Below are 13,086 nucleotides of genomic sequence, written 5' to 3' on the forward strand. Positions count from 1 at the left end.
ACTCTTTGCGGCCATGAAGGAAATACCCGCGCGTGTGCGCTGGGAGCGGCGTACGCAGCGCCCGTTGCTGGCGTTCGCGTTGCTGTTCGGTGTCGCGTACGCGCTGCCCATCGTCATGCCCGGCGCGCACGGCGCCCTCACCCGTGCCTGTTCGGTCGTCGAGTGGGTGGTGTGGGGGCTGTTCGCGGCGGACTACGCGGTGCGGCTCGTTCTGGCCCGTGCCCGCAGGGAGTTCGTGCGGCGTCATCCGCTGGATCTGCTCGCCGTGCTGCTGCCGATGGTGGCGCCGCTGCGGTTGCTGCGTGTGGTGGCGACGCTGTTGCTGGTCGGGCAGCGGGCGAGGATCGCGAGTCAGATCAGGCTCACGACGTATGTGGTGGGGGCGGTCGCCGGGCTGATGATGTTCGGTTCGCTGGCGGTGCTGGAGGTCGAGCGCGGCTCCCCCGACGGGAACATCAAGACGCTGGGTGACGCGGTGTGGTGGTCGTTCACGACGATGACCACGGTGGGGTACGGCGATCTGTCGCCGACGACGGGGCTCGGGCGGCTCCTGGCCATCGGTCTGATGCTGAGCGGGATCGCGCTGCTCGGGCTGATCACGGCGAACATCGCCACCTGGTTCATCTCCCGTTTCGAGCAGGAGAGTGCGGGCGAGGAGCGTCAGACGGCCGCGATCGAGCTGCTGACGGAGGAGGTGCGGGAGTTGCGCGCGGAAGTGGGCCGGCTGTCGGGTGCCGCCCTGCCCGGTCGAACGGGGGAGAGCGACGGTACGACAGCCGGCCGCACACCGGTCTGATCGCGCTGTCCGATCTTTCTGGTCCTGCTGATTCTTCTTGTCCTGTTGAAAAGGCTGAAACCGCGGGTCCCGTCACGGGTCACCGTGTGGCCGGTCAGACCAGCCACATGAGTGCCAGTACGGTGTCGGCGATTCCGAGCGTGAAGGCGATCACCGCGGGTACGTACGCGGTGCTCCACCGCCGGCCCATGCCGAGCCAGCCGAGCACGATGGCCAGCGGGCCGAGCACGATCGACGCCACGAACAGGCCCGCGACGGCGAAGACCAGACCTACTATCCCGATGGTCACGCGGTCCGTCCCGTTCCGCGACCCCGTCCGGCCGCGTGAGCGGGGGTGCTTGCGTGTCCGGGTGTTTCCGAAGCCCGTCATCATCACTCCCTGTGTCGGTGGATGTGGGCTGTCTGAAACACCGGGTACCCCCGCTCAGCGCTCCCAGACCTTGAAGGCCCGTACGCGGTGGGGCGACTGGGGGATCCAGGTGCCGTCGCCGGGGTACGTCTCGAACTCGCCGGTCTCCTCGCATTCGCCGGACTGGTAGGTGGTGACGGGCCGCCCCAGCCGGTTGACCAGGGACTGGGCGTCGGTGCCGGGCGGCAGGGGGACGCAGTTCTGGATCTCGGTGCGGAAGAGCTCATGGGTCTGGCGGGCGCCCCGGAAGTCGGGCTTTCCCCACAGGCAGAGTTCGCCGGGTCCACAGACGCCGCGCGGTGCGGCGCCGGCGGCCGGGGCCGCGGCGGGCAGCAGGACCGTGGCGGCGGCCAGGGTGGCCGCGGTGAGCATGGTGGCGGGCGTGGTCGTACGCATGATGGTGAACCCCCGTGTCGTGCTGATCAGTTGTCGGCAATCTGACCCGGCGGGCCGCCCCACGGGAAGAGGATCTTGCCGCACTCCACCCGAACAGGCGACGGCCCCGCCGGGATGTCCGGGCGGGGCCGTCGTGCTGAATCACGTCCTGTTGACGCGACCGGCTCTCGTCGCACCCCGGCGACTGCGTCGCGTGGGACGCGCTGTGCCGGGGTGTCAGATGTGGACGCCGCCCCCGGCCGCGTCCGCGTTGTCGCCGCGCTTGGCGCGGGTGGCGACGAACGCCGCGATCACCGCGACCGTACCGGCGACCAGGAACGCCAGGCTCATCCCGGACACGAACGTGTCCTGCATGACTCCGGTGATCTTGGCGAAGATGTCGGGGGTGACTCCGGGTGCCTCGGCCAGGGCCGGCGGGGCGACGCCGATCTCGGCGGCCTGCTCCAGGGACGGGTCCAGCGGCAGCGGTATGCCGGCTTCCTGCCAGTTGCCCTCCAGGTCGGCGCCGACCTTGGCGGACATGACGGCGCCGAGCACCGCCGTACCGAGCGCGCCGCCGACCTGCATCGCGGCCTGCTGGAGACCGCCGGCGACGCCGGAGAGCTCCAGCGGCGCGTTGCCGACGATGACCTCGGTGGCGCCGACCATGACGGGGGCCAGGCCCAGGCCGAGGAGGGCGAACCAGAGCGACATCACGGGCGTGCCGGAGCCGGGCGACAGGGTGGACATGCCGAACATGGCTGCGGCCGTGGCGGCCATGCCGCCGACCAGCGGGACCCGCGGCCCGAACTTGGTGATCAGCATGCCGGCGACGGGCGAGGCGATGATCATCATGAGGGTCAGGGGCAGCAGGTGCAGGCCGCTGTCGACGGGGCTCATGCCGTGCACGCCCTGGAGGTAGAACGTCACGAAGAAGAGGCCGCCCATGAAGGCGAAGGCCATCAGCACCATGAGGATCGTGCCGGCGCTGAGCGGGACGGACCGGAACATGCTCAGCGGTACGAGGGGTTCCTTGACCTTCGTCTCCCAGACGGCGAACAGGACGAAGCACAGGACCGCGGCGCCGAGGAACCCCCAGGTGCCGCCCGAGGTCCAGCCCCAGGACTCGCCCGCCTTGATGATCGCCCAGATCAGGGAGAACATCGCGGCCGAGAGCAGCAGGATCCCGAGGACGTCGAAGGACTTGGGCGCGTTCGCCGCGCGGTGGTCCTTGAGGATCACCAGTCCGAGGACGAGGGCGACGACACCGACGGGCACGTTGATGAAGAACACCGACTGCCAGCTGACGTGTTCGACGAGCAGACCGCCGACGATCGGGCCGCCCGCGGTGGAGGCGCCGATGACCATGCCCCAGATGCCGATGGCCATGTTCAGCTTCTCGGCGGGGAAGGTGGCGCGCAGCAGTCCGAGGGCGGCGGGCATCAGCAGGGCGCCGAAGACGCCCTGGAGCACTCGGAAGGCGACGACGAAGGCAACGCTGTCGGAGAAGCCGATGACGGCGGAGGCGGCGGCGAAGCCCGCGATGCCGATGAGGAAGGTCTGGCGGTGGCCGAAGCGGTCACCGAGCTTTCCCGCGGTGATGAGCGCCACGGCGAGCGCGAGGAGATAGCCGTTGGTTATCCACTGCACCTGGGCGAAGGTCGCGCCGAGGTCCTCCTTGATCACCGGGTTGGCGATCGCGACGATCGTGCCGTCGAGCGCGACCATCATCACGCCGATGGCGACGGAGAAGAGGGTCAGCCAGGGGTGGCCACGCAGGCCCTTGGGGGCTCCCGGAACCGCTTCCCGAGGGTCGTTCGGCGCCGGTTCGACGGTGGTCTGACTAGTCATGCCGCGAGGCTAATGACAGTGTCTGACAGTTGACAAACCATTTCACTAGTCTGTAACTGTCACGTGGCTCACATCTCATTCGGGGTGGGCGGCGGTTCACGGAGTGGACCGGAGGTGACGGGACGGAGGACCTGCGGGCGATGGACGGGCAGCGGGCGGCGCGGCACCCGGCGGGACTGCGGGAGCTGAAGAAGCGGCGTACGCGCGACGCCCTGCTGCGGGTGGCGCTCGACCTGTTCACGACGCGGGGGTACGAGGAGACCACCGTCGACGAGATCACCGAGGCCGTCGACGTCTCGCAGCGCACGTTCTTCCGCTACTTCGCGAGCAAGGAGGAGGCCGCGTTCACGATCCAGGATCTGGTGGAGACGCGTTTCCTCGCGGAGCTGCGTCAACGTCCCTGCGCGGAGACCCCTTTCGAGGCCATGCGCCACGCGGTGCTGGGTGCGTGGAGCAGCATCAACGAGGCGATCGAGGCGCTGGTCCCGGTCGAGCTTCATATGCGGACCTACCGGATGATCGAGTCCACCCCCTCGCTGCTGGCCGCGCATCTGCGGCGTGCCACCGAGCTGGAGGAGCAGGCCGCGCTGGTGATCGCCGAGCGCGAGGGGCTCGATGTGGAGAGCGATCCGCGTCCGCGTGTGGCCGTCGCCGCGTTCTCCGGGGTGATGCGGGTGACGGGGCGGCTGTGGGGGCAGGGCCGGGAGACCGGTCTGGACGGGCTGCGTGAGCTGACGGAGTCGTATCTGGACCAGCTGGCGCCCACCCTCGCGGGTGACTGGAGCGCTCCGCGAGAGGCGTCGAACGGCGCCCGGCGGGCGGGCTGAGACCTCACCGCGGGTGACGGCCGTGCGCGCGGCCGACGTTCGGCACCTCTGACCGCCGAGGCGATTTGCACCTTTCGCTCCGTTACATACGACACAGGGATGCTCCGATGCGTGCGCGCTACCCCGACGGAGCGTGAACAAACGGGAGTTCACCCCTGTCCACGTGGTGATCTGTCTCACGGTCGTGATGAGCGCCGCCGAACGTCTCCTAGGGTGTGGCGCAGTGACTTACGCAGACTCCTCTCCGTCCCTCACCGCGTGGCGCACCTTGCTGGCACTCGCCGTGGTGTTCGTGATGCTGGCGACCACCGGGTGGACGGCGCTCCAGCAGCACGGCGAGCGCGGCACCGCGCGCGAGCAGGCCCTGTCGGCTTGGGAGAAGGGCCGGGTCGGCGTCCTCGACCTGCCGGACCCCGCCTCCTCGCACCAGCTGATCGCCGCGTTCTTCGCCTCGATCACGGCCGCGCAGCGCGTCCGGCTCGCCGACCGGTACCCCCTGGTGGTGGGCAACCTCAACGGCGTGCCCCTGACACTTCGCTACCGCGCCAACCGGCTGGCCGTGATCCAGGCGCGGGACGCCGAGCGCGAGCGGATGCGTGACGGGAGGCTGTCCCTCGACGGGCGGCAGCTGGCGAACCGGCGGATGCACCGCTTCCAGTCGATGGCCGACAGCGACCGCCACCTCCTCGCCTTCGATCCCACCGGCAACGGCCGCGCCGCCGAGGTCTTCGGCGACCTCGGCAGCGCCGAGCGCGTGTCGGTGGTCGTCCCGGGCGTCGACACGAACCTGCTGACGTTCGAGCGCACGCAGCGCCGCTTCACCGCGCCGGTCGGCATGGCCGAGTCGCTGTACGACGCCGAGCGGGCCGCCTCGCCCCGTACCAGGACCGCCGTCATCGCCTGGGCCGACTACACGGCGCCCGCCGGGCTCGGCATGGACGCGGCGATCGGGAGGCTGGCCTCCGACGGCGCCGTACGGCTCAACGCGCTCACCACCGCGCTGCCCGGCGACTCCCGGGTCTCACTGATCTGCCACAGCTACGGCTCCGTGGTGTGCGGCATGGCCGCGCGCCGGCTGCCCGCCCGCGTCACGGACGTGGCGGTCGCGGGCAGCCCCGGCATGCGGGTCGAGTCGGCGGGACAGCTCGACACCCACGCCCGGGTGTGGGCCATGCGCGACCAGGACGACTGGATCCAGGGCGTGCCGTATCTGGAGGTCGTCGGGCTCGGCCACGGCGCCGACCCGATGACACCGGCCTTCGGCGCGCGGGTGCTGTCAGCGCGGGGCGCGGTCGGCCACAGCGGCTATTTCGAGCCGGACACCGAGAGCCTGCGGAACTTCGCGGACATCGGGGTCGGTTCGTACCGGAACACCAGCTGCGCGGACGACGGCGACACCTGCCGGAGCTGATTCTCCGGCGCCGGAGTGATCTGACGCGCGTAGAACTCGGGGCGCCGGGGTGGGCTCCGAGGGGCGACGCGCGGACTTTCGCCGCATACGATGAGGCACATGGGTGATGTGCTGGCCGGAATTCATGCCACCTGGGAGTTCGACAGCGACTCCGTGCTCATCCGCTTCGAACGGGGGATACGCACGCCAAAGCTCTTCCAGGCTCTGCGCGAACGGCGCGTACCGCACGAGGCGTTGGCATCGGTGACGCTCACCCCGGGCAGACGCGGGACGGTGGTGCTGCACGCCGTGCCCCGACCGGGCGCCGACCCCCTGATGGAGGCGGCGGCGGGCCAGCTCAAGGACACCTGCGATCCGTACCGGCTGGTGCTGCCCGCCGAGCGCGCGACGCTCGCGGAGTACTACGCGGACGAGCTGCGCGCCGCCCTCACCGCGACCGCGCCGGCCGACGAGCGGGAGCCGGCCGACCGCTATCTGGTGGACCCTCCCCCGGCGCCGCTGCACTTCAAGGCGTACGACGGCAAGGCGTCCTTCGACGGGTCCAAGGTGTCCTTCCGCTGGTTCTGGACCGGCGCGTCGTCGGCGAAGTGGAAGGCGGGCGACCAGCGCTTCGGCGTCCCGGAGCTGTGCGGGGTCGAATGGCGCTCCCCCGAGGTCTTCGACGGCTACCTGCGGCTGCTGCGCCGTGGCGACCAGGAACAGCCCGCACAGGCCGACCACGACCCGGCGGCGGTGGTCTTCGGCCTCGGCTACGGGCCGGTCCACGAGTCGCTGCCGTTCGCGGCGGCGGTACTGGCCGCCGTACGGACGTCGGACACCGCTCCCGCCCTGGACGCCGGGCCCGTCCCGGTGCCGGTGATGGCGTCGGGCCGGCGCGACCCGGCCGACATCGCCGAACGGATCCGGCACCTGGGAGAGCTGCACGAGGCGGGGCTGGTGACGGACGACGAGTTCAGCGCGAAGAAGGCGGAGCTGCTCGCCGAGCTGTGACGCGCGTAGCGGGCCGGCACCCCCTACTGGGGTACGAGGCCGGGGGTGGCTCCCGGGTATGACGCCGCCGGCGCGCGGGCTGCATACGCTGAACCGGCCATGAGTAACGAAGACCCGCCGCCTCCCCCGGCGCCCCGCACCGCCCGTGCCCGTGAGTCGCTGCGCTCGCTCGGCAGCGCCCTGCGCACTCCTGCCGCCTCCACCGAGCCGCTGCTGGCGCGCGCCGCGAAGCCCTGGCAGCGCTACATCCCGTACGTCATCGCCCTCGGCTTCGCCGTCGCGCTGCTGCCCGTCACGGTGACCGTGCTCGTCCAGGACTACGGGCTGGCCGGCGGCTGGGCGGGGTCGCTCGCCACCGCGCAGGCCGCGCCGCTGCTGCTCGCCGTGACCCGGCCGCTCCAGGCGTGGTGGATCATCTTCACGGCGGACGTCGTCGGCGCGGTGCTGCTCCTGACCACCGCGGACGGTCTCGACGGCCGCTCCTGGCCGTGGACACCGATGGTGGTCGTCGGCTATCTCCTGCTGATGGTCTGCCTGGGCCTGCGCGAGCCGCGCCGTACGCTGCTGGCCGTCTGGCTCGCGACCGGGGCGGCGGGACTGGTCTTCGAGCTTCTCTCGCAGGACCGCAGCGACGGCGTGCACCTCCTGCTGTTCGTACTCAGCGGCATGATCCTGCTCGTCACGGCCGCCCTGCGGGAGCGCGGTGACGCCCAGCGCAGGCTGGTGGAGCAGGAGACGATCAGCGAGGTCGAACGCGCGCAGCGCACACTGCTGGAGGAACGGGCCCGTATCGCACGCGAGTTGCACGACGTGGTCGCCCACCACATGTCCGTGATCACGGTGCAGGCCGACTCGGCGCCGTACCGGATCGAGGGGCTGCCGGAGGCGGCGCGCGAGGAGTTCTCCACGATCGCCGCCGGGGCGCGGGAGTCGCTGACCGAGATGCGGCGGCTGCTGGCGGTGCTGCGCAGCGACGGTTCGGCGGCCGAGCGGGCGCCGCAGCCGGGGCTCGGGCGCGTACAGCAGCTCGTCGAGGCGACGGTACGGGCCGGGGTGCCGGCCGAGCTGTCCCTCGCGGCGGATCTGGGTCCCGTCCCGCCGTCCGTGGACCTCTCGGCGTACCGCATCGTCCAGGAGGCCCTGTCCAACGTCGTACGGCACGCGCCCGAGGCCCCGACGCGGGTCTCGGTGACCTCGGACGCCGACTGGCTGACCGTGCTGGTCGTCAACGGGCCGGCGAGCGCCCGCACCTCACCGCTGGAGACCTCCGGCACCGGCCACGGGCTGATCGGTATGCGCGAACGCGTACGGTTGACCGGCGGCACGCTGGACACGGGGCCGCTGCCGGACGGGGGGTTCCGGGTTGCGGCGAGGCTTCCGCTGACGCGGGTGTCTGGTCGGGGGCCGGGGCCTGGGCCGGATGCCGCCGTCATCGATCCGACCGCGAAGGACCCGTCTTGACCATTCGTGTGATCATCGTCGACGACCAGGCCATGGTGCGGGCGGGTTTCGCCGCGCTGCTGTCGGCGCAGGCCGACATCGATGTGGTCGGCGAGGCGCCGGACGGGCGCCAGGGCATCGAGGTCAGCCGCGGCACCCACCCCGACGTGGTCCTGATGGACGTCCGGATGCCGGAGATGGACGGCCTGGCGGCGGCCCGCGCGCTGCTGGACCCGCCGGTGGGGGTGGTGCACCGGCCGAGGGTGCTGATGCTGACCACGTTCGACGTGGACGACTACGTGTACGAGGCGCTGCGCGCGGGGGCGTCCGGGTTCCTCCTCAAGGACGCGCCGCCGGCGGACCTGATCTCGGCGGTCCGCGTGGTCGCGGCGGGCGAGGCGTTGCTGGCGCCGTCCGTGACGCGCCGACTGATCGCGGACTTCGCCCAGCAGCGGCCGGCACCGCGCAAGGACCGCTCGCTGCGGCTGAAGGGGCTGACGCCGCGCGAGACGGAGGTGCTCGAACTGATCGCGCGGGGTCTGTCGAACCAGGAGATCGCGGAACATCTGATCCTCGCGGAGCAGACGGTGAAGACGCATATCGGGCGGGTGCTGGCGAAGTTGGGGTTGCGGGACAGGGCGCAGGCGGTGATCTTCGCGTACGAGTCCGGGCTGGTTGCCCCTGGCGGTTGAGGTTGCTGGGTCCGGCCGGTGGTGGGTGTGTCCTCAATCGCCGGACGGGCTTGTTCTCCGCCGTCCCGGCGAGGGGTCCGGTGCCTGGGGCGCCGGGCTCGGTTGGTGCGGGCCGGTGGCCGGGTGCCGCTGCGGGGTCATGCCCGGACGGCGTGATTTACGGCGCGTGCAAGGCTCGTCGGTCTCAGGGGGACCGGCATTCTCACGCGCCACAAATCAGCCCGGGTGTCCGGACACACCCCCCCAAAGACCCCGAACCCCGCCCACGACCGACAACCGCGACCAAGACCCCGGACACCGCGCCCCGGAAGGGCCCCGCACCCCGACCGGCACCCGACAACCGCAACCGCCCCACCCCCGGAGGGACCCGCACCCCGCCCGGGAGCACCGACCCGCAGCCAAGACCCCGGACACCCCCTACCCCGGTAGCACTCCCGACCTGGCCCCCCGGTGTGACGTCACAGCGCCCGTCGTCCTCCTACCTTCCTCCCGCCACACCCCGTGGCCACGAGGAGGGAGACGCGAGATGCGCCGCTACAGAAGGACCTTGGTCGCCGTCGCGCTGATGGCCACCCTGGTGTCCGGCACCGCCGGATGGGCCGCCGGGAGTGGGCAGCAGGCGGTCGACGGGCCGCCGCCCGGCAGCGACGCCTGGCGGCACGACGGGTCGCTCGGGCGCGCGCTGCCCGACCCGCAGACCGCGTCCCCCGCCCAAGTCGCCTCCTTCTTCCGCACGTTGAGCCCCACAAGCCGGCGGGACCTCGCCGAGCGGCACCCCTCGGTCGTGGGGAACCTCGACGGCGCCCCCGTCGAACTCCGCTACGCCGCCAACAGGATCGCGCTCGCGAAGGACCCCCGCCACAGCCGTCTCGCCGCCCCCGGCCGGCAGATCCTCGCGTTCGATCCGCGTGGCCGCGGCACCGTCGCCGAGGTGTACGGGGATCTGCTGACGTCCCGTCATGTCGCCGTCGTGGTACCGGGTTCGGACATCGACGCGGGGACCTACGACCGGTCGGGCGACGCGTACGGCACCCCCGCCGGGATGGCCACGTCGCTGCGGACCGCGACCGAGGGGCGTAGCGCCGTGGTGGCGTGGGCCGGATACACGACGCCCGTCGGCCTCGGGCTGGACGCCGCGACCGGTGGGCTCGCCGAGGTGGGCGCGGAGCGGCTGGCCCGGTTCACGCAGGGGCTGTCCGCGGCGGGGGTCAGGACGCCCGCGCTGTTCTGCCACAGCTACGGCTCCGTGGTGTGCGGGCTGGCCGCCGCGGCGGCGAAGGCGTCGGACATCGTGGTCCTGGGCTCCCCCGGCATGCGGGCCGCCAGCGCGGCCGCGCTCGGCACGGACGCCCGGGTGTGGGCGGCGAAGGACCCGTCGGACTGGATCTCCAAGGTGCCGAACGTGGAGTTCCTGGGCCTGGGCCACGGCACGGACCCGGCGGCGGAGGGCTTCGGGGCGCGCCGTGTCCCGGCGCGGACCGCGCACGGGCATACGGGCTACTTCGCCCCGGGCACGGACTCGTTGCGTGCCTTCGCCTCGATCGCCACGCATGGTGACGTGCGATGAGGTTCGCCGAGAGGATCGAGGCGCGGACACCCGCGTCGCGTGACCGCGCGATCGACGGTCTGCGCGCCCTGGCGCTGCTCGCGGTGCCGACCGGGCACTGGCTGCTGGGCGGATTCACCCTGGACGAGGGCGCGTTGCGCAACGCGAGCCCGCTGAGCACGTTCGGCTTTTTCGCGCCGGTGAGCTGGGTGCTTCAGATGCTGGGCATCTTCTTCCTGGTCGGGGGTTACGCGTCGGTGCTCTCCTACCGGCGCAGGAAGGGCTCCACGGCGGCGTGGCTGCGGCGGCGTGCCGCCCGGCTGGGGCGGCCGGTCCTGGGTGTGACGGCGGTGTGGGCGGTGCTGATTCCGGTGCTGTACGCGGCCGGTGTGCCGGGGACGACGCTGCGTACGGGCTCGACGCTGGTGGTGCAGCCGCTGTGGTTCGTGGGGGTGTACGTGGTGGTGACGGCGCTGACGCCGTACTGCGTGCGGATGGCGGGGCGGCTGGGCGCGTGGGCGGCGGCGCCGTTGCTGGGGGTGGTGGCCGTCGTGGACGTGCTGCGGTACGGCCCGTACGGCGAGGCGATGCCTTCGTGGCTGGGCGTGGTCAACATCCTGCCGGGCTGGCTGTTCGCGTATCAGCTGGGTGTGTCGTGGGGCGAGGGCGGGATCGGCCGGCGCGGCGCGCGGGTGCTGCTCGTGGGGGGCGGGGTGCTGTTCGCCGTACTGCTGCTGGTCTTCCACTACCCGGCGTCGATGGTCGGGGTGCCCGGTGAGGCGCGGACCAATTCGCATCCGCCGTCGCTGCTGGTGCTGGCGCTGGCCGCCGCGCAGAGCGGTGCGGCGATCCTGTTGCGGGACCGGATCGCGGGTGTGCTGCGCAGGCCCGCGCTGTGGGCGCCGGTCGTGGTGGTCAATCTGCTCGCGATGACGATTCTGTGCTGGCACCAGACGGCGATGCTCGCCGCGGCGGTGCCGGGTTCGTATCTGGGGGCGGTGCCGGGGCTGACGACGGCGCCCGATTCGTACGGCTGGATTCTCGGCCGGTTGCTGTGGATGCCGCTGTTCGCGGTGCTGCTGGTACTGATCGCCCGGTACGCGCGGGCGTTCGAGGCGCCGTGGCGGTCGGGGACGCGAGCGGCGAGGGCCCGCCGGGCGGCGGCGGGGCTGCTCGCGGCGGGCTTCGCCGTGTACGCGCTGGCGTCGTGAGGCGCTGCGCGGTGCGGGGGTCTACTCGCGGGCGACGGCTGTCGCGGACATGTCCGGGTAGCGGTCGCCGGCGACCTGTCCGGCGATCGGCTCCAGGAGTGCCAGCTCCTCGGGGGTGAGGATGATGCGGGTGGCGGCGGCGTTCTCCAGCAGGCGTGAGCGCTTGCGGGTGCCGGGGATCGGTACGACGGTCAGGCCGTGTTCCTGGGCACGCTGCTGCACCCAGGCGAGCGCGATCTGGCCGGGGGTCGCGTCGTGTGCGGCGGCGATGGTGCGGACGGGTTCGAGGAGGGCGGCGTTGCGGCCCGCGTTGTCGCCGGTGAAGCGGGGCTGGGTGAGGCGGATGTCGGCGCCCTTCAGTTCCTTGTCGGCCCGCGTGAACGAGCCGGTCAGGAAGCCGCGTCCGAGCGGTGAGTACGGGACGAGGGCGACGCCGAGTTCGGCGGCGGCGGCCACGGCGCTGGTCTCGACGTCGCGGGAGAACAGCGACCATTCGGACTGGAGCGCGGTAATGGGGTGCACGGAGTGCGCCTCGCGCAGTTCCGCGCCGGTGACCTCGCTCAGGCCGAGGTATTTGACCTTGCCCTCGGCGACGAGTCCGGCCATCGCGCCGACGGATTCGGCGAACGGTACGGCGGGGTTGTACCGGTGCATGTAGTAGAGGTCGATGACGTCGACGCCCAGGCGCCGCAGTGAGCCTTCGACGGCCTGTCTGATGTAGGCGGGTTCGTTGCGGATGCCCCGGTATGCCGGGTCGTCGCTGCGCTCGATGCCGAATTTGGTGGCGAGAGTGATCTCGTCGCGGTGTGCGGCGACGAAGGGCGCGAGGAATGTCTCGTTGGCGCCGCGTCCGTAGGCGTCCGCGGTGTCGATGAGGGTGACGCCGGTCTCGACGGTCGCTTCGAGGGTGTCGCGGGAGGCGGTGTCGTCGGTGTCGCCGTAGAACTCGCTGATGCCCATGGCGCCGAAGCCCTGGACGCCGACGGTGGGTCCGGCGGCGCCGAGCGTCACCGCGGTGATCTTCTCCGTGCTGGGGGTGTTCATGAGGCCCTTTCCGACGCGGGGCGCGCACCGGCGTAGTAGTCGATCTTGTAGTCGAGTACGGCGAGTGTGTCGTGGAGTTCGGCGACGCGGGTGCGTACGTCGCGCCGGGTCTGCTCCAGCAGTTCCTGCCGCCGTTCGAAGGTGTGCTCGCCCTCCCGGACCAGTTCGGCGTAGCGGACCATGTCGGCGACGGGCATACCGGTCAGACGCAGTTTGCCGACGAAGGCGAGCCAGTCGAGGTCCTGGTTGGAGAAGCGCCGCTGTCCGGTGTGGGACCGGTCGACGTGCGGCATGAGTCCGATGCGCTCGTACCAGCGCAGGGTGTGCGCGGTGAGGCCGGTGAAGGAGACGACTTCGCTGATCGTGTACTGGTCCCGTCCGGCGGGGCGGGGATGCGTGGGCGGGGCCGATACGCAGAGGTCCTCGGTTTCCGTCCGGACGGGTGTGCTCTCCATCAGCGTCATGCCTTCAACGTAGGACCTTGGAGTGCACTC

Annotated in this window: 13 protein-coding genes; 8 read left to right on the forward strand and 5 right to left on the reverse strand. The window is 71.6% G+C overall.

The window, feature by feature from the left end; translation table 11 throughout:
• The first annotated feature begins 13 nt into the window (after window positions 1-13).
• On the forward strand, window positions 14-796 hold the full coding sequence (locus tag SSPS47_RS09100) for a potassium channel family protein (RefSeq protein ID WP_164250125.1): 783 nt from the start codon (window positions 14-16) through the stop codon (window positions 794-796).
• A gap of 94 nt (window positions 797-890) precedes the next feature.
• On the opposite strand, the gene SSPS47_RS09105 is transcribed toward SSPS47_RS09100, so the two are convergent.
• The 3 genes from SSPS47_RS09105 to SSPS47_RS09115 all read right to left on the reverse strand — a co-directional run bounded on the left by SSPS47_RS09105 (window position 891) and on the right by SSPS47_RS09115 (window position 3,431).
• Window positions 891-1,085 (reverse strand): hypothetical protein, encoded by a 195-nt coding sequence (locus SSPS47_RS09105; RefSeq protein WP_343234870.1) that lies wholly within the window; start codon window positions 1,083-1,085, stop codon window positions 891-893.
• A 135-nt stretch (window positions 1,086-1,220) separates the two neighbouring features.
• Window positions 1,221-1,601: a peptidase inhibitor family I36 protein gene (locus tag SSPS47_RS09110; protein WP_164250129.1), complete on the reverse strand. Its 381-nt coding sequence runs from the start codon at window positions 1,599-1,601 to the stop codon at window positions 1,221-1,223.
• Between the two features lie 216 nt (window positions 1,602-1,817).
• The gene (locus SSPS47_RS09115) at window positions 1,818-3,431 is read right to left on the reverse strand and encodes an MFS transporter (protein WP_164250131.1); all 1,614 of its coding nucleotides are present in this window, start codon (window positions 3,429-3,431) and stop codon (window positions 1,818-1,820) included.
• A gap of 140 nt (window positions 3,432-3,571) precedes the next feature.
• Here SSPS47_RS09115 and SSPS47_RS09120 point away from each other — a divergent pair, with 140 nt between their 5' ends.
• The 7 genes from SSPS47_RS09120 (at window position 3,572) to SSPS47_RS09150 (ending at window position 11,548) form a co-directional block, all read left to right on the forward strand.
• A complete protein-coding gene (locus SSPS47_RS09120; protein ID WP_164250133.1) occupies window positions 3,572-4,258 on the forward strand; it encodes a TetR family transcriptional regulator in 687 nt (228 codons plus the stop codon).
• Between the two features lie 223 nt (window positions 4,259-4,481).
• Window positions 4,482-5,669 (forward strand): alpha/beta hydrolase, encoded by a 1,188-nt coding sequence (locus SSPS47_RS09125; protein ID WP_164250135.1) that lies wholly within the window; start codon window positions 4,482-4,484, stop codon window positions 5,667-5,669.
• A 99-nt stretch (window positions 5,670-5,768) separates the two neighbouring features.
• A complete protein-coding gene (locus tag SSPS47_RS09130; protein WP_164250137.1) occupies window positions 5,769-6,659 on the forward strand; it encodes a DUF4429 domain-containing protein in 891 nt (296 codons plus the stop codon).
• 99 nt (window positions 6,660-6,758) lie between these two features.
• Window positions 6,759-8,120, forward strand: a complete 1,362-nt coding sequence (locus SSPS47_RS09135; protein ID WP_164250139.1) for a sensor histidine kinase — start codon at window positions 6,759-6,761, stop codon at window positions 8,118-8,120.
• Window positions 8,117-8,791: a response regulator transcription factor gene (locus tag SSPS47_RS09140; protein WP_147872913.1), complete on the forward strand. Its 675-nt coding sequence runs from the start codon at window positions 8,117-8,119 to the stop codon at window positions 8,789-8,791. The genes SSPS47_RS09135 and SSPS47_RS09140 overlap by 4 nt, the downstream gene beginning before the upstream one ends.
• Window positions 8,792-9,317: 526 nt before the next feature.
• A complete protein-coding gene (locus SSPS47_RS09145; protein WP_164250141.1) occupies window positions 9,318-10,358 on the forward strand; it encodes an alpha/beta hydrolase in 1,041 nt (346 codons plus the stop codon).
• A complete protein-coding gene (locus SSPS47_RS09150) occupies window positions 10,355-11,548 on the forward strand; it encodes an acyltransferase family protein (protein ID WP_164250142.1) in 1,194 nt (397 codons plus the stop codon). The genes SSPS47_RS09145 and SSPS47_RS09150 overlap by 4 nt, the downstream gene beginning before the upstream one ends.
• A gap of 21 nt (window positions 11,549-11,569) precedes the next feature.
• On the opposite strand, the gene SSPS47_RS09155 is transcribed toward SSPS47_RS09150, so the two are convergent.
• A complete protein-coding gene (locus SSPS47_RS09155) occupies window positions 11,570-12,592 on the reverse strand; it encodes an aldo/keto reductase (RefSeq protein WP_164250144.1) in 1,023 nt (340 codons plus the stop codon).
• On the reverse strand, window positions 12,589-13,056 hold the full coding sequence (locus SSPS47_RS09160; protein WP_164250145.1) for a MerR family transcriptional regulator: 468 nt from the start codon (window positions 13,054-13,056) through the stop codon (window positions 12,589-12,591). Before SSPS47_RS09160 ends, SSPS47_RS09155 begins: the two co-directional genes overlap by 4 nt.
• Window positions 13,057-13,086 lie beyond the last annotated feature (30 nt).

Source organism: Streptomyces sp. S4.7 (genome assembly GCF_010384365.1).
Lineage (GTDB): Bacteria > Actinomycetota > Actinomycetes > Streptomycetales > Streptomycetaceae > Streptomyces.